This is a genomic window from Nonomuraea sp. KM90, from assembly GCF_052246675.1.
Taxonomy (GTDB): domain Bacteria; phylum Actinomycetota; class Actinomycetes; order Streptosporangiales; family Streptosporangiaceae; genus Nonomuraea.
Map to the genome: position 1 here is coordinate 395945 of NZ_JBQQCB010000001.1, position 16422 is coordinate 412366.

The 16422-nt window shown below is 71.1% G+C and carries 14 protein-coding genes and 1 pseudogene; 7 read left to right on the forward strand and 8 right to left on the reverse strand.

Annotation, left to right across the window (positions count from 1 at the left end; translation table 11 throughout):
• Positions 1–7 precede the first annotated feature (7 nt).
• From ACTWPW_RS02210 to ACTWPW_RS02220, 3 genes and pseudogenes are all read left to right on the forward strand, one after another.
• On the forward strand, positions 8–241 hold the full coding sequence (locus tag ACTWPW_RS02210) for an EF-hand domain-containing protein (RefSeq protein WP_443167803.1): 234 nt from the start codon (positions 8–10) through the stop codon (positions 239–241).
• A 59-nt stretch (positions 242–300) separates the two neighbouring features.
• Positions 301–1680 carry an NCS2 family permease gene (locus ACTWPW_RS02215; protein ID WP_375109028.1) on the forward strand — a complete coding sequence of 460 codons (1380 nt, stop codon included), beginning with the start codon at positions 301–303 and terminating at the stop codon, positions 1678–1680.
• A 73-nt stretch (positions 1681–1753) separates the two neighbouring features.
• Positions 1754–2751 (forward strand): annotated as a pseudogene (locus tag ACTWPW_RS02220) (IS5 family transposase).
• 19 nt (positions 2752–2770) lie between these two features.
• On the opposite strand, the gene ACTWPW_RS02225 reads toward ACTWPW_RS02220, so the two are convergent.
• A complete protein-coding gene (locus ACTWPW_RS02225) occupies positions 2771–3694 on the reverse strand; it encodes an excalibur calcium-binding domain-containing protein (RefSeq protein ID WP_443167804.1) in 924 nt (307 codons plus the stop codon).
• Positions 3695–3842: 148 nt separating this feature from the next.
• Here ACTWPW_RS02225 and ald point away from each other — a divergent pair, with 148 nt between their 5' ends.
• Positions 3843–4958, forward strand: coding sequence for an alanine dehydrogenase (gene ald / locus ACTWPW_RS02230; RefSeq protein WP_364113691.1), 1116 nt, complete (start codon positions 3843–3845; stop codon positions 4956–4958).
• A gap of 71 nt (positions 4959–5029) precedes the next feature.
• The gene (locus ACTWPW_RS02235) at positions 5030–5545 is read left to right on the forward strand and encodes an EF-hand domain-containing protein (protein ID WP_443167805.1); all 516 of its coding nucleotides are present in this window, start codon (positions 5030–5032) and stop codon (positions 5543–5545) included.
• Positions 5546–5708: 163 nt separating this feature from the next.
• Here ACTWPW_RS02235 and ACTWPW_RS02240 read toward each other — a convergent pair whose 3' ends face one another.
• A complete protein-coding gene (locus ACTWPW_RS02240; protein WP_443167806.1) occupies positions 5709–6419 on the reverse strand; it encodes a DUF3105 domain-containing protein in 711 nt (236 codons plus the stop codon).
• Between the two features lie 133 nt (positions 6420–6552).
• Between ACTWPW_RS02240 and ACTWPW_RS02245 the strand changes: the two genes are divergently transcribed.
• Entirely contained in the window at positions 6553–7191 is a 639-nt protein-coding gene (locus tag ACTWPW_RS02245; RefSeq protein WP_375109024.1) for a DUF305 domain-containing protein, read from the forward strand.
• 4 nt (positions 7192–7195) lie between these two features.
• Positions 7196–8605 carry a phytoene desaturase family protein gene (locus ACTWPW_RS02250; RefSeq protein WP_443167807.1) on the forward strand — a complete coding sequence of 470 codons (1410 nt, stop codon included), beginning with the start codon at positions 7196–7198 and terminating at the stop codon, positions 8603–8605.
• A gap of 15 nt (positions 8606–8620) precedes the next feature.
• Here ACTWPW_RS02250 and ACTWPW_RS02255 read toward each other — a convergent pair whose 3' ends face one another.
• From ACTWPW_RS02255 to ACTWPW_RS02280, 6 genes are all read right to left on the reverse strand, one after another.
• On the reverse strand, positions 8621–9679 hold the full coding sequence (locus ACTWPW_RS02255; RefSeq protein ID WP_443167808.1) for a threonine aldolase family protein: 1059 nt from the start codon (positions 9677–9679) through the stop codon (positions 8621–8623).
• Positions 9676–10305, reverse strand: coding sequence for an SDR family NAD(P)-dependent oxidoreductase (locus tag ACTWPW_RS02260; RefSeq protein WP_443167809.1), 630 nt, complete (start codon positions 10303–10305; stop codon positions 9676–9678). The genes ACTWPW_RS02255 and ACTWPW_RS02260 overlap by 4 nt, the downstream gene beginning before the upstream one ends.
• Positions 10302–12386 (reverse strand): DUF6421 family protein, encoded by a 2085-nt coding sequence (locus ACTWPW_RS02265; RefSeq protein ID WP_443167810.1) that lies wholly within the window; start codon positions 12384–12386, stop codon positions 10302–10304. The genes ACTWPW_RS02260 and ACTWPW_RS02265 overlap by 4 nt, the downstream gene beginning before the upstream one ends.
• An 89-nt stretch (positions 12387–12475) precedes the next feature.
• Positions 12476–13129 (reverse strand): response regulator, encoded by a 654-nt coding sequence (locus ACTWPW_RS02270; RefSeq protein ID WP_375109019.1) that lies wholly within the window; start codon positions 13127–13129, stop codon positions 12476–12478.
• A gap of 81 nt (positions 13130–13210) precedes the next feature.
• Positions 13211–14929, reverse strand: a complete 1719-nt coding sequence (locus ACTWPW_RS02275; protein WP_443167811.1) for a serine/threonine protein kinase — start codon at positions 14927–14929, stop codon at positions 13211–13213.
• Positions 14929–16392: a zinc ribbon domain-containing protein gene (locus ACTWPW_RS02280; protein WP_443167812.1), complete on the reverse strand. Its 1464-nt coding sequence runs from the start codon at positions 16390–16392 to the stop codon at positions 14929–14931. Before ACTWPW_RS02280 ends, ACTWPW_RS02275 begins: the two co-directional genes overlap by 1 nt.
• Positions 16393–16422 lie beyond the last annotated feature (30 nt).

A 16422-nucleotide genomic window follows, 5' to 3' on the forward strand; every position in this document is an offset into this window, starting at 1 on the left:
GGCATTCATGGCAACCGCGCGTGAGGCGGCTGAGGCGGAGTTCAGGCGCTTCGACACGGACGGCGACGGCCTGCTGACGGCCGACGAGATCAGGCAGGCCAACGACGCGCTGGGCGGGCAGGGCGCGTCGGAGAGCGAGATCGAGGCGTTCATCAAGGCCGCCGACAGCGACGGCGACGGCACCGTCAAGCTGGAGGAGTTCGTCGCCCTGGTGGGCCACGGCCGCCACGAGAAGGCTTGATCCCCTCGGCGACGGGGTAGGCACCCGGCACTCCCCCTGATCAAGAGGGGGGATTGCCGGTGCTCGACAGATTCTTCGAGCTGACCGGGCGGGGGAGCACCGTCGGCCGCGAGGTGCGTGGCGGGCTGACCACGTTCGTGGCGATGGCCTACATCATCCTGCTCAACCCGATCATCCTGGCCGGCGCCAAGGACGTCACCGGCGCCCGGCTCTCGATCGCCGAGCTGACCACCTCCACCGCGCTGGCCGCCGCGATCTCGACGCTGCTCATGGCCGTCGTCGGCAACGCCCCCTTCGGGCTGGCCGCCGGGCTCGGCCTGAACGCGGTGGTCGCCTACCAGGCCGCCCCGCACATGACGTGGGCCCAGGCGATGGGCCTGGTGGTGCTCGAAGGTCTGGTCATCATCGTGCTGGCCGTGACCGGCCTGCGCACGCTGATCATGAACGCGATCCCGCTGGCGCTCAAACACGCGATCAGCGTGGGGATCGGCCTGTTCATCGCGCTGATCGGGCTGGTGGACGCCGGCTTCGTCGCGGCCGGCTCGGGGACGCCGGTGCAGCTCGGCGCCACCGGGCACCTCACGGGCTGGCCGGTCGCGGTGTTCTGCTTCGGCCTGCTCCTGATGATCCTCCTGTACGTGCGCAGGATCCCGGCCGCCATCCTCATCAGCATCGCCGCGACCGCGGTCCTGGCCATCCTGGTGAACTCGCTGGCCACGGTCGCTCCCGGTAGCTGGGGAGTGGTCACGCCGCGCGTGCCCGAGTCGCTGGTCTCCGCGCCGCACTTCGGGCTGGTGGGCGAGTTCGACCTGTTCGGCGGGTTCGCCAGGGCGGGGGCGCTGACGGCGACCGTGGTGCTGTTCACGCTGGTGCTGTCGGGGTTCTTCGACGCGATGGGCACGATCATCGGCGTGAGCGACGAGGCCGGGCTGGTGGACCAGCAGGGCCGGGTGCCCCGGCTGGGCCGGGTCCTGACCGTGGACGGCGTGGCCGGGGTGGTGGGCGGCTCGGTGAGCTCCTCGGCCAACACCGTGTTCGTGGAGTCGGCCGCGGGTGTCGGTGAGGGCGCGCGTACCGGGCTGGCCAGCGTGGTGACCGGGGCGCTGCTGGGGCTGACGCTGCTGTTCACGCCGCTGGCCGCCGTGGTGCCGGCCGCCGCGGCGGCGCCCGCGCTGGTGCTGGTCGGGGCGCTGATGATGATGCAGTGCAAGAACGTGCCGTGGGACGACCTGGAGCTGGCCGTCCCGGCGTTCCTGACGATCGCGCTGATGCCGTTCACGTACTCGATCACGAACGGGGTGGGCGCCGGCGTGATCGTCTACACGCTGATCAAGGCGGTCAGGGGGCGGTTCTCGGAGATCCCCTGGCTGCTCTGGATCGTCTCGCTGATCTTCCTGGCGTACTTCGCCATCGACTGGCTGGAGGAACTGTTCGGCTAGGGCGTGTATTTGGTTGTGATCAATCTGCGGGATCCGCCCTCGTTTCGGGGTCCGATCCGGTAGATCGTTTTGCGTGACGCGAGTGCAATTGACGGATGTGGAGTGGGAGTTCATCGAGCCCTACCTGCCGATCGGTGGGTTCGGCCTGTACCCCGAGCGGCTGCGGCAGCAGTTCGAGGGCGTGATCTGGCGGTTCCGGACGGGCGGGCAGTGGCGGGAGATGCCGGTGGAGTTCGGTGCCTGGTCGACAGTCCACAACCGCTTCCGGCAGTGGAGGGACGCCGGTGTCTTCGAAGCTCTGCTGGAGGGCATGATCGCGGAAGCCGCAAAGCGGGGCGAGGTGGACTTGTCCCTGGTCAGCGTGGACTCCACGACCGCGCGGGCTCACCACGACGCTGCCGGGATGCACCTCGGCCCAGATGTCGTCACCGCCCTGGAGAAGGCCGCCGAGGAGGAGAAGGCCCGGCAAAAGGGGGCGGCTCGGAAGGAGACGGGCAGAGCCGCGCAGAGGACCCCGAGAGGGAAGAACGACGGCGCATCCGGTGCCGGCGCAAGCTCCGGTTGAAGGCCGCCCTGCTCGGACGATCGAGGGGCGGGCAGACCAGCAAGGTCCACCTCGCCGCTGATCGCAGGTGCCGTCCGTTGGCGTTCGTGCTGACCGCGGGACAGGCTGCCGATAGCCCGCAGTTCATCCCCGTGCTCAACAAGGTACGCATCCGCGGGCCCATCGGCCGTCCGCGTACCAGGCCTGACCGGGTCGCCGCGGACAAGGCCTACTCCTCCCGCGGCAACCGCGCCTACCTCCGCAAACGCCACATCAAAGCCGTCATCCCGGAGAAGAAGGACCAGGTCGCCAACCGGAAGAACAAGGGTGGCAGGGGCGGCCGGCCGGTCAGCCATGACGCAGAGGTCTACAAGGATCGCAACACCGTCGAGCGTCTGATCAACAAGCTGAAGGCCTGGCGAGGCATCGCCACCCGCTACGACAAGACCCCTGAGAGCTACATCGCCGGCCTCCACCTTCGTGGCGCGATGATTTGGATCAAAGACCTCACACGACCCACCTCTTGATCACAACCCAATACGCGCCCTAGCGCAGGTCGCCGCTGTTGCAGGCCACGCCGTTGCCGTCGACGTCGACGTACCAGGTGTATTCCTCGTGGGTGCCCTTGGAGTAGGGCCCGTCGCCGGCGGCCACGGCCTCCTTGCAGCTCGCGTAGCGCTTGTCGACGGGGCGCTGGGCGCCGCCCGTGCTGCCCGTGGTGCCGCCCGTCGTGGTGCCGGGGTTGACCGGCTGCGGGTTGGTCTGGCCCGTGGTCTGCTGGCCGGCGGGGGGCGTGGCCGGGCCCGTTTGGGTGCCGGTCGGTGCTCCCGTCTGTGCTCCCGTCGGGGCTCCGGTCGGGGGTGTCGTGCCTCCCGTGGTGCTGCCCACCAGGCGGGCCACCAGCGCGTCGGCGTCCTCCTTGGTGAAGCCGGCGATGCTCATGCTGTCGCCGTCCATCGGCTGGGTGACGATGGGCGCGGCCAGCACGACCTTGGGCTGGTCGGGCTGCTCGGGGGCCAGCACGATGGCGACCGCACGCTGGTCGGGCACCAGCTCGTCGATGAGGTCGACCAGCCGCTGCTTGAACGCCGGCGCGATCGCGATGCGCACGGAGTATTGCCCGTCGTTCTCGCGCAGCGGCTCGACCTCCTGCACGGAGGCGACCGTGACGCCGTCCTCCAGCAGGTAGCAGGTGGTCTGCTGCTCGTCGAGCACGGCCTGGTCACCGGGGCAGGGCGCCTGCTTGGTCTCCCTGACCGGGGCGAAGTGGATCGGCACGGCCAGGCGCTGCGGGGGTGTGCCGCCTAACAGCGGCGTGTCCGGGCTCCTGGTCATGAGGACGGCGACCGTGCCGAGCACGCCTGCGACGAGCACGACGAGGACGAGCGAGACGAGCAACACGATGGTGGTGAGTCTGCTGGCCTTCGGCTCCCCGGGGTCCGCGGGTGGCGGCTCTTCCGGCTTGTCCATCGATGACGATCCCATCCTGACGTTCGGACTGCCGGTGAGCCTATCGAGGAGAAGCCGCACCGGGGTAATCAGCGCGGCAATCCACACTCAACCGTGAGACGAGAGGAAGAATGGAGGCAGGATCGCAGATAGCCGAGAAGAGTTGACCATGAAGGTCGGTGTACCCCGAGAGGTCAAGAACAGCGAATATCGAGTGGCGCTGACCCCGGCGGGGGTGCACGAGCTGGTGCGCCACGGCCATCGGGTCTTCGTCGAGCGCGATGCCGGCGCGGGCTCCTCGATTCCCGACGACGACTTCGCGGCCGCCGGCGCCGTGCTGGTGCCCGAGGCCGACGAGGTCTGGGGCGTGGCGGACCTGGTGATGAAGGTCAAGGAGCCGGTGGCGGAGGAATATCACCGCCCGCGCAAGGGGCAGGTGCTGTTCACCTACCTGCACCTGGCCGCCTCGCCCGCCTGCACGCGGGCCCTGCTGGCGTCGGGCTGCACCGCGGTCGCCTACGAGACCGTCCAGACCCCGGGCGGCGCGCTGCCGCTGCTCGCGCCCATGTCGGAGGTGGCGGGCCGGCTGGCGCCGCAGGTGGGCGCCTACCATCTGATGCGCTCGGCGGGCGGCAGGGGCGTGCTGATGGGCGGCGTGTCCGGCGTACGGGCGGCGCACGTCGTGGTGATCGGGGCCGGGGTGTCGGGCATGAACGCCGCCGCGATCGCCCTGGGCATGCAGGCCGAGGTGGTCCTGCTCGACAAGAACATCGACAAGCTGCGCCAGGCCGACATGATCTACCAGGGCCACTGCCAGACGGTCGCCTCGAACACGCTGGAGATCGAGCGCGCGGTGGTCGAGGCGGACCTGGTCATCGGCGCCGTCCTGGTGCCCGGCGCCAAGGCTCCCGAGCTGGTGAGCAACGACCTGGTCAGCCGGATGAAACCGGGCTCGGTGCTGGTGGACATCTCCATCGACCAGGGCGGCTGCTTCGAGGACTCCCACCCGACCACGCACGAGGAGCCCACCTACCGGGTGCACGACTCGATCTTCTACTGCGTGGCCAACATGCCCGGCGCCGTGCCGCACACCTCGACGTTCGCCCTGACGAACGTCACGCTGCCGTACGCGCTGGCCATCGCCGACCTGGGCTGGCGGCGCGCCATGCGCGAGGACCCGGCCCTGGCGCTCGGCCTGAACACCCACGAGGGCCACCTGACCAGCCGGCCGGTGGCCCAGGCGCACGGGCTGGAGTGGACCGCTCCGGAGGGCCTGCTCGGCTGAACCGGGTTTCGTGAGCCTGCTGTCCATCACCGCCCCGAACAGTTACGCTAAGTCGCGATCAACTACTTACCGTGACGATCGGAGTGGTGATGTCCCAGCCGAGCTTCCGCGAGAGCGCCGAGCGCAACTTCAACGACCTGGACGCCGACGGCGACGGCTTCCTGACCAGGTACGACTACCTGGCCCTGGCCCAGCGGCGGCTGGAGCAGACCGGCGTGCGCGCCGACACCCCCGAGGGCGGGGCCGTCGTCGACGCCTTCCTGAACGCCTGGGACACCCACGCCCGCGCCCTCGACACCGACCGCGACGGGCGGATCAGCAGGCAGGAGTACGTGCGCTCCTTCGAGACGCTGGTGCGCACCGGCGCGCTCGAAGCGGTGCTGGCGCCGATCTCGCGGGCCACGTTCACCGTGGCCGACCGCGACGGCGACGGCTGGATCGACGCCGAGGAGTTCGGCTCCCTGTGGAACCGACCGGGCACCGACCTCAAGGCGGTCTTCGCCAGGGCGGACACCGACGGCGACGGGCGCATCTCCTTCGAGGAGTACGCCCGGGCCCGGCACGGCCTGCTCACCGGCGAGGCCTGACAAGGACACGGTCGCAGAGCCCTGCGACAAAGGGCACGGTCGCAGAGCCCTGCGACAAAGGGCACGGTCGCAGAGCCCTGCGACAAAGGGCACGGTCGCAGAGCCCTGCGACAAAGGGCACGGTCGCAGGGCCCTGCGGGGGCGGGGCCCTGCGCGGACGCCCCTACTGCTGGGACTGCGTGGGCGACGGCGCGATCGACTCCGTCGGCGTCTGCTGCTGGTTCGTCGGCTCCGGCGGGAGCGGCGCCTGGTCGGCCGTGGTGGTGATCGCGTCGGCACCGCCGCAGGTGGCGCCCGGCTCGGGCGTGTCGGCGCCGTTCTGGTAGCGCTTGATGAACGCCCCGAGCTTCGGGTCGGCCGCGTCGGTCAGCTGCAGCTGGTGGCCCCAGGAGGAGACCACGATCGGCGACGGCAGGTTGAGGAAGGGACTCATCAGCATGTAGTCCTGCTGCCCCGTCGAGCCCGCGACCTCCTTCAGCTTGTCGACCTGCGCCTTGGCCAGGTCGGGCCGATAGGTGATCCAGACCGCGCCGTGCTCCAGCGAGTGCACGGCGTGCTCGCTGTGGATCGGCTTGTCGTAGATCGCGCACTGCTGCCAGTAGTTGTTGTGCTCGCCGCCGACCGGGGGCGTCTCCTTGTACGTCACCGTGTTCCAGACGTGCTGGCCGGCTTCGTACTTGACGCTCTTCACGGCGTCGAGCGAGGTCTGCTGCGCCTGATTGATCAGGTAGAAGCCGACCACGCCGACGAGCACCACGATGATGAGCCCGCCCGTGCCCCACATGAGCAGTGCGGCGCGGCGTTGTTTGCGCTGCTGCTCGGCCCGCATCTTCTGCAGATGCTCGCGCCGCGCCTGCGCCTTCTCCTTCGGCATCGTTCCTCCATCGGCGTACCAACTCCGGGTCACCCTATGCCCTCCGGCCGTATGTGGAGAATAAGCGCCCCATAAGCGTCCGATCACGAGCCCGCCCGCAGGTGGGTACGCTGGACTGGCCATGGAAAAGCCCGTGAGAAAACCCGTTCTGGTCATCTGCGGCGTGCTGGTGCTCGCCGTGGCCGCGTTCGTGTTGTTCGGCCGTGACGGCACGCCGTCCGACACCTCGGCCGAGGCCGGGTTCGCCCGCGACATGGCCACCCATCACGCGCAGGCCGTGGACATGGCCTTCACGATCAGGGACAAGGGCCCCGCCAGGGAGATCAGGAGCCTGGCCTTCGACATCATCAACACCCAGGCCAACCAGCGCGGCATGTTCCAGGGCTGGCTGCAGCAGTGGGGGCTCAGCCAGGCGACCGACCAGCGGCCGATGGCCTGGATGGCCGGCCACGGGCACGGCGCCGCCACGGCCGCGCCGGCCGCCACGACCGCGTCGGGCGCGATGCCGGGCATGGCCACGCCGCAGGAGCTGACCAGGCTCAAGGAGGCTCGGGGCACGCAGGCCGAGGTGCTGTTCCTGCAGCTCATGATCCGCCACCACGAGGGCGGCGTGCAGATGGCCGAGGGGCTGCTCCGGCTGTCCACCCGCGGCGAGGTCGTCAGCATGGCCCAGAAGATCGTCGACGGGCAGAGCGGGGAGATCAAGCTCATGACGCAGTTGCTCGCCCAGCGGGGGGCGCAGCCTCTTCCCTCGATCCTCAAGACCTCATAGGCCGATGAGCGCCGACGCGGTCGTCGTGGGGTCGGGGCCCAACGGGCTGGTCGCCGCCGTCACGCTGGCCCGTGCGGGACGCCGGGTGCTGCTGCTGGAGGCGGCCGAGACGTTCGGGGGCGGGCTGCGGTCCGGCGAGCTGACGCTGCCGGGCCGGATCCACGACCTGGGCGCGACCGTGATGGCGATGACGCTGGCCTCCCCGGCCTTCCGCGAGCTGCGCGAGCAGGGGCTCAAGGGGGTCGAGTTCGCCCACCCGCCCGTGGCGGCGGCCCATCCGCTCGACGGCCGTCCCGCCGTGCTGGTGCACCGCGACGCGCGGCGCACCGCCGAGGGGCTCGGGCGTGACGGGCGCGCGTGGCTGGCGAGCGCGGGGGCGGCGGCCCGGGCCGGGTTCCCGCTGATGGAGCTGCTGCTCAAGCCGCTGGGGCCGTGGCCGGTGGCGCCCCTGACGTTCGCGCGGGCGGCCAGGTTCGGGCTGGCGGCGGCGCTGCCGGCCACGACGTTCGCCCGGCGGGCGTTCCGGACCGCCGAGGGGCGGGCGCTGATCGCGGGCATGGCCGCGCACTCGATGCTCGACCTGCGCTCCCCCATCACCGCCGGCTACGGGCTGACGCTGGCGGCACTGGCCCACCTCGTGGGCTGGCCGGTGGTGCGGGGCGGGTCGCAGGTGCTGGCCGACGCGCTGGTGGCCGAGCTGCGGTCGCTGGGCGGGGAGGCGGTGGCCGGGCACCGGGTGCGCCGGCTGGCGGAGCTCGCGGCGCCGATCGTGGTGCTCGACGTGACGCCCCGGCAGTTGCTCGCGATGGCCGACCTGCCGGTCGGCTACCGGCGCCGGCTGGAGCGCTACCGCTACGGGCCCGGGGTGTTCAAGATGGATTGGGCGCTGGACGGGCCGGTGCCGTGGCGGGATCCGGCGGTGGCCGGGGCGGGCACGGTGCACCTGGGCGGGACGCTGGAGGAGATCGCGCTCAGCGAGGCGGAGACGGCCGCCGGGCGGCACTCGCCCCGCCCGTACGTGCTGCTCGTCCAGCCGTACGCGGCCGACCCGTCGCGCGGCGGGCACACGCTGTGGGCCTACTGCCACGTCCCCAACGGCTCGCCGGTGGACATGACGGACGCCATCGAGGCCCAGATCGAACGGTACGCGCCGGGCTTCCGCGACCGCGTGCTGGCCCGGCACGCGGTGGGTCCGGCCGGGCTGGAGGCGGCCAACCCCAACCTGGTGGGCGGCGACATCGGGGGCGGGCTGACGAGCCTGGGGCAGTTCCTGCGCCGCCCGGTCTGGTCGCCGGCCCCGTGGCGCACGCCGCTGCCGGGGGTGTTCCTCTGCTCGTCCTCGACGCCGCCCGGGCCGGGGGCGCACGGGATGGGCGGCTGGCAGGCCGCCCGCCTCGCCCTGCGCACCCCCTGACGGCCCGGTGAGGCGTCAGCGGCCCGCGGCGGCCATCTCCTCGGCCAGGGCGGCGGCGAAGGCGTCCACGTCCTCCTCGGTCGTGTCGAACGCGCACATCCACCGCACCTCCCCGGTGGCCTCGTTCCAGGTGTAGAACCTGAACCGCTTGCGCAGCCGCTCGGCGACGTCCTTCGGCAGGACGGCGAACACGGCGTTGGCCTCGACCGTCCGGGCCAGCTCGACCCCGGGGATGCCGCCGACCGCCTCGGCCAGCCGCTGTCCCATGGTGTTGGCCCGCCGGGCGTTGCGCAGCCACAGGTCGCCCGACAGCAGCGCCTCGAACTGCACCGACACGAACCGCATCTTCGACGACAGCTGCATGAACGTCTTGCGCAGGTAGTCGACGCCGGTGGCCGCCTCGGGGTTGAGCACGACGACGGCCTCGCCGTACAGCAGGCCGATCTTCGTGCCGCCGAAGGAGAGCACGTCCACGCCCGCGTCGGTGGTCAGCGCGCGCATCGGCACGTCCAGCGCGGCGGCGGCGTTGGTCAGGCGGGAGCCGTCGAGGTGGACGAGCAGGCCCAGGTCGTGGGCGTGCGCGCAGATCTCGGCGATCTCGGCGGGCGTGTAGAGGGTGCCCCACTCGGTGGTGTTCGAGATCGACACCACCTTCGGCTGGGCCCGGTGCACGTCGCCGAAGCCCCACGCCTGCCGGTCGATCAGCTCGGGTGTGAGCTTGCCGTCCGGGGTGGGCACGGTCAGCAGCTTGATGCCGCCGGCCACCTCGGGCGCGCCGCCCTCGTCGGTGTTGATGTGGGCGCTCTCCGCGCAGATGACCGCCTCCCACTGCGCGGTCATGGCGCGCAGGGAGACGACGTTGGCGGCGGTGCCGTTGAACACCGGCCACGCCTGGGCGCGCTCGCCGAAGTGCCGCTTGAAGACGTCCTGAAGGGCGTCGGTGTAGACGTCGTCGCCGTAGGAGATCTGGTGTCCGCCGTTGGCCGAGGCGATGGCCTCGAGGATCTCGGGGTGTACCCCGGCGTAGTTGTCGCTGGCGAAGGACTTGAGCCGGGGGTCGTGCCGGGGGATCAAGAAGTGAGGTCCAATCTGGTGCCGTTGATCTCTGCGGCCGGGCGGTCGTAGAGGCCGCCGATGGCCGCCGCCAGGTCGTTGACGTCGGTGAAGCCGGAGAACTTCGCGCCGGGGCTGGCGGCCCGCATGGCGTCGTTCACCAGGGCCTTGACGACGAGGATGGTCGCCGCGCTGTGGGTGCCCCTCAGCGCGTCGGCCAGCGCGAGCGTCCACGCCTCCGCCGCCGCCTTGGCCGCCGCGTAGACGGCGCCACCGGCGCTCGGGCGCTCGGCCGCCTTGGCCGAGACGATCACGAAGCGGCCGTCGTCGCTGCGGCGCAGCAGCGGCTCGAAGGCCAGCGACACGTTCTGCAGGGTGCGGATCAGCAGGTCGTGCAGGAGGTCCCAGTCGTCGAGGCTGGTCTCGGCGAACGAGGAGGACCCGCGCCAGCCGCCGACCAGGTGCACCACGCCGTCCACGCGGCCGTGCTCGCCCTCGACGCCGTCGGCGAGAGCTTGTACGGCGGCGCGGTCGAGCAGGTCCACGTGCTGCTTGCCGACCTCGATCACAGTATGACCATTTTTCCGGAAATATCCGGAAACAGCCTCACCCGTGGGCCCTCCGGCCCCGGTAACCACAATGATCATGCTCGGAGTCCCTTAGTCGATTCGACCACATCGGCCAGCTTACGGCGCAGCGCCTCGTAGAACATGCTCAGGGGGAACTCGTCCGGCAGCACCGCGTCCACCTTGGCCTTCTGCTCCTCCGGCAGCGCCTGGATCCCCTTGGCCCAGGTCGAGGCCGGATGCGGCGCCACGTACGCGCTCACCAGCTCGTACGCCGCCAGCCAGTGCGCCAGCTTGGACCGGTCGATGCTGTCGCGATACAGCTTCTCGACCTCCCCCCGCAGGTCCGCCACCCCGTCGGCCACCCGCTCCCAGTCGATCGCGAGCCGGTTGTCCGTCCACCGCACGATGTCGTTGCGGTGCAGGTAGGCGAACAGCAGCTGCCCGCCGAGCCCGTCGTAGTTCCGCACCCGCTCCCCGGTGATCGGGAACCTGAACAGCCGGTCGAACAGGATCGCGTGCTGGACGTAGCGGGCGTGCGGCACTCCCCGCTCCGCCAGCTTCACGGCCTCACCGAACGCGGTCAGGTCGCAGCGCAGCTCCTCCAGCGAGTACAGCCAGTACGGCATCCGCTGCTTGATCATGAACGGGTCGAACGGCAGGTCGCCGTGGCTGTGCGTGCGGTCGTGCACCAGGTCCCACAGCACGAACGTGTCCTGCGCGAGCTGCTGCGACTCCAGCAGCCGGTCGGCGTCGGGCGGCAGGTCCAGCTTGAGCGTCTCGGTGGCGGCCCTGGAGACCCGCCTGAACCGGGCAGCCTCTCGGTCGGCGAAGATCCCGCCCCAGGTGAACCGCGCGGGCGCCTGCCGCACGGCGACCGTCTCGGGGAACAGCACGGCCGAGTGCGTGTCGTAGCCGGAGGTGAAGTCCTCGAACGCGATCGGCACGAACATCGGGTTGTCGTAGCCGCCCGCCTCCAGCTCCGCCAGCCAGTCCGGCCAGATCGTCCGGATCCAGACCGCTTCGAGGTTGCGGTTCGGGTTGCCGTTCTGCGTGTACATGGGGAACACCACGACGTGCTCCAGGCCGTCCTGGCGCTGGGTGTCGGGGTGGAAGCGGTCGAGCGAGCCGAGGAAGTCGGGCACGCCGAGGTCCTGCTCGGCCCACGTGGCGAGGTCCTCGCGGACGGCCTGGAGGTAGGCGGCGTCATGCGGGAAGTACGGCGCGATCTCGGCCACGCGGGCCCCGATCTCCGCCACCAGCTCCTTGCCCCGCTCCTTGCCCTCCGGCACCGAGCCGTCCTTGACCTGGAGCGGCCTGAGCTCCTCCACGGCCGCCTTGAGCCGGGCGAACAACCTCGCCTTCGCCTCGTCGCGGGCCGCGCCGGCCCGCTCGTCGCCGGGGACGCGGGCGGCCCAGGTGATCACGTTCTCCCAGAGCCGGCGGTGGTCGTGGTCCTCGATGGAGTCGTCGCCGAACAGGTCGGAGTCGGCGAACACCACCACGCGCCCGCGGCCGTACCGGACCGCCAGGGCCAGCGGCGCGCCCGCCGGGTCGGCCGCCGCCGAGGTGCTGAACAGCACGCTCGCCCCTTCGGCGGCCCCCTCAGCAGCCCCCTCGGCAGCCAGGGTGCCGGCTCGGTAGAAGCAGGCCGTCCGGACCCCGGCCAGCAGCCCGGAGTTCGTGGCACGTTCCCCCAGCACCCAGGTGGCCACGCCCCGGTGGGCGTGCTTCGGGTCGCGTACGGTGCCGTGCACGACGCGCACCCCGAACCGGGCGAGCAGCTCGTCGAGGTTGTTGCCGTACTTGTCCTGCTCCTCCTCGGCCAGCACCACCAGCCCGCCGCCGGAGGCCACGAAGGACTCGATGGCGTCCAGCTCGGCGGCGGTGAAGACGGGGCTGCCCTGCCCGGTGGTCCGCTCCCAGCGCTCCCCCGACGGGTGCGCGATCACCAGCACGTCCCGCTCCGCCAGGGCGGCGGCGTCGAGCGCGCCGGCCGTGTGGGCGGTGACCGTGTGCCCCAGGTGTCGCAGCAGCCCGGCCGCTCGGGCGTAGCTGTTGTCGTCGGGGTGGGCGGGGTTGATGGCCTCGGCCACCTCACGCCGGACGGTCCACGACTCGCTGTGGGCCTCGTCGAACAGCACTCGGGGAAACGCTCGCATGAAATATCTCCTGTATCTACCGCCTTATGCCGAAAAATATACACACAGGTCAGGCATGCATCGCCAATCCCTCCCGAATGGCGAGACGGTCAGGCGCCGGGCCGCACGACCCCGCTCTCGTACGCGAACACCACGGCCTGCGCCCGGTCGCGCAGCGACAGCTTCATCAGCACCCGGGCCACGTGCGTCTTGACCGTGGCCTCGCCCACGTACAGATCCCTGGCGATCTCCGCGTTGGTGAGGCCGCGCGCCAGCAGCCGCAGCACCTCCAGCTCGCGCGGCGTCAGCTCGGCCAGCGCGGGCGCCGGCCGCGGCTCGGCCCGCCCGGCGAACGTGGCTATCACGCGGCTCGTCACGGCCGGGTCGAGCAGCGCGTCGCCGGCGTGCACGACCCTGATCGCCTCGATGAGCTGCTCCGGCGGCGACACCTTCAGCAGGAACCCGCTGGTGCCGGCGCGCAGGGCGGCGTAGAGGTTCTCGTCGGTGTCGAACGTGGTCAGCGTGATGACCTTGGGCGGCGACGGGCTGTCGAGCAGCTCCCTGGCCGCCGCCAGCCCGTCGAGCCGGGGCATCGAGATGTCCATGAGGACGATGTCCGGCCGGGTGCGCCGGGCCACGGCGACGGCCTCGCGCCCGTCGGCCGCCTCGCCGACGACCTCCATGCCCGGGTCGCTCTCGACGACCATGCGCAACCCGGCCCTGACCATCGCCTGATCGTCCGCGATGACTATACGAATGCCCACACGCCGGAGGGTAGACGCCGGGTGCCCGCCTTGAACACCGCCCGTCCCCCGTGGCCAAGCCGGACACAAGTGAGTTCCAAGTCAGGACAGGCGGACGCTCTGCCTGATCCTCGCCTGGGTGGCGTCGTCGCAGGTGGCCTTGGCGCAGAAGTACATGATCAGCATGGTCTTGGGCTCGCGGTCGATGACGTAGCTCACGAAGGCGAGCCGGGTGCCGCTGGCGGGGTCGTGCAGGGTGCCGTCGAAGCGGGTGGCGGGGCTGTTGCCCGCCTGGTCCTGCACGGGTTTGCCGAGATCCACCTGGCCTGGCAGCAGGGCCTCCATCTTGGGCTTCATCAGCTCGGAGGTGCCGCTGGCGTCGAGGGTGTCGGAGACCTGGACGTACACGCCGGCGACGCTGTCGGGGTCGCCGTCGGTGACCTCCTTGATCTTCGACCAGTCGGCACCCGGGCCGGCCACGAACAGCTCCTCGAACTCGGCGGCGTGCGGCGAGGCCACCGCGAAGAGGTCCTGGTGGGTGCGTACCGTCCAGTCGCCCGGATACTCGAACGTGAGCGGCGCGGCGGCGCTGGTCTTGTAGTCGGCCCAGGTCTCGCCGCGGTTGTTCATGATGACGAACGCGACCAGCGCGAGCGCCGCGACGGCGGCCACCAGCGTGACGGCCACGATCGGGACCCGGCCCGGCCGCCCCTTGCCCACGGACGCCCGCGTCGGCTGCCCGGACACCCCGGCGGCGGCCGGAGGCCGCCCGAACGGGGAGGCGACCTGCGGGGGCGGCTGGGGCAGGGAGTGGGGGCCGGAGCCCGGCCCCGGCAGGGAGTGCGGCCCTGAACCCGGGCCGGAGGAGGGCACGGCACGGGGGCCCGAACGCTGGACGGGGTAGGGCCCGGAGTGCGGGCTCTGGCTCGGACGGGGCACCAGGTGCGGACCCGAGCCGGGCCCGGCGTACGGGTCGTGCTGCGGGGCGCTGATCGCGTCGCGCAGCGCGGTCACGAACTCGGTGCACGTCGCGTAGCGCTGGTCGGGCGACTTGGCCAGCGCCCGCATCATCACGGCGTCGATCTCGGCCGGCAGCTCGGGCCGCAGCTGCGACAGCGGCGTGGGCTGCTCGGCCAGGTGGGCCCAGAGCAGCGCGATGTCGTTCTCGCGCTGGAACGGCAGCCGCGCCGACAGCGCCTCGTAGACGACGCAGGCCAGCGCGTACTGGTCGCAGCGGCCGTCGATGTGCTCCTTGTTGATCTGCTCGGGCGACATGTACCGGGGCGTGCCGATGAACTGGTCGGTCTGCGTCAGCCCCGAGATGGACGAGCGGTGCTTGGTGATGCCGAAGTCGGTCAGGTAGACGTGGTCCCCGGCCAGCAGGATGTTGGCCGGCTTGACGTCGCGGTGGATCAGGTCGTGCGCGTGGGCGGCGTCGAGCGCGGCGGCCACCTGGGCGAAGATCTGGTTCGCCTGGCCGAGCGGCAGCGGGCCGCGGTCGTAGATGAGCCGGCGCAGGTCGAGGCCGTCGACGTAGCGCATGGCGATGTACAGGACGCCGTCGGCGTCGGCGTTCGCCTCGTAGATCGGGATGATGTTGGGGTGCTCGATGCTGGCGACCGTCCTGGACTCCAGGATGAACCGCTGCCTGAACCGGTCGTCGACGCTGAGCACCGGGTTGAGGATCTTCAGCGCCACCCGGCGGCTCAACCTCGGGTCGAGTGCCAGGTAGACGACGGCCATGCCGCCCTTGCCGACGATGTCCTCGATGTAGTACCCGGCCACCTCCTGGCCGATGAGCGATCTTTCGTTCAATGGCATCACGTCTCGATGGGGTGGCCGCAGTAGCCGCAGAAGCGGTGCGCCGGTCCGAGCCTCATCCCGCACGAGGTGCAGTATTTGACTCCCGGGTCCGGCGCGGTCATCACCTGCTGCTGCTGCGGGACCACTTGGAACGGCTGGGACCGGCGTACGGCGACGGTCTGGTTGGCCCCGTCGTCGAACGATGGACCCGCCGCCAGCGGTTGCGGCAGTTCTGTCGGTTTCTCAGGAGTGCGGCGACGCCACAACAAATACGCTCCACCCGCGGCGGCTATGAAAAGTATCCCGGCCGCCAGGATGAACGGCCACAGCGGCGTGGACCCCGATGGCCGGCTCGCCGCCTTCCTGGTGCCCTGGTCCTCCGGGCCGCCCCGCTTGGCCAGCGAGGTCTTCAGCAGCGCGGCGGCCACCACGTTGCCCGGGTAGAGCTCCAGCACGCGCTGGAAGCCGGGTGCGGCCTCGGTGTAGTACTTGGTGTGATAGCGGGTCAGCGCGGCCTCGAAAGCCGTGTCGATCGCGCCCCTGCGCGGCACCACCTTGGCGGCGGCCAGGATGCCGGTGATCTCCCTGACCCCGATCATCTTGCCGTCCTTGCCGCCTCCGACCAGCAGGCCGATCACGTGGCCGTCCTTGTCGCCGATCACCGGCGCGCCGACCAGGCCCTTGTCCGCCAGGCCGCCCAGCTTGACCGGCTCGTCCACCTTCTTCTCGGGGTCGGCGAACGGCCTGCCGCTCTCGCCCGCGGCGCCGCCCTTGGACAGGTGGGCGATCGCGACCGTGTGCGCGACGGTCGGGCCCGGCCGGCCCAGGAAGCCCGCCACGTTGGTGGGCGCGCCCTCCTGGTCGGGCACCTTGTCGGCGAGCGGTGCGGTCGGCATGCCGACGCCGCCCGCGACGGGGGTCACCGGCACCAGCACCGCCGGGCTGTCGGGGTCGGGACCGGCCTTGATGCACTTGACCTTGAAGCCCTCCGCGCTGGCCGGTGACACGTTGGGGAAGGCCGTGATCTCGGTGGTGACCTCGATGATGCAGGTGGCGGTGGCCGACTTGGGCGGGTAGCACGCCTGCAGGTGGCGGTTGAGCACGTCGTCGGAGAGCTTGTGCTTCTCGTAGTCGGCCGGGATCTTGACGTCGTGGTGCTCGGCGAAGATCTTGTTGGCCGCGTAGACGGCCACGTCGTCGGGGTTCACCGCCAGGCGCCTGAGCGCGACGATCGTGCCGTCGGGGCTGACGACGGTCCCGGTGCCCTGGCCGAACGGGATGTCGTCGGACCGCTCCACATGCTGGAGCTCGCCGACGTGGTCGAGCAGGGTGATCTCCACGTGGGACACGGCTTCCACGCGCACCAGGGCCGGGCTCACCAGGTCGGTGATCCCGCTCGGGTGCTCGTGCGCCGCGACCGGCATCGCGGCGAGCGCCAGTGCCACCGCGACGCCACCGGCAAGAGCTATGAGGCGCGCCATCTCCGCTCCAAACGCAGGACTAGGACCAGC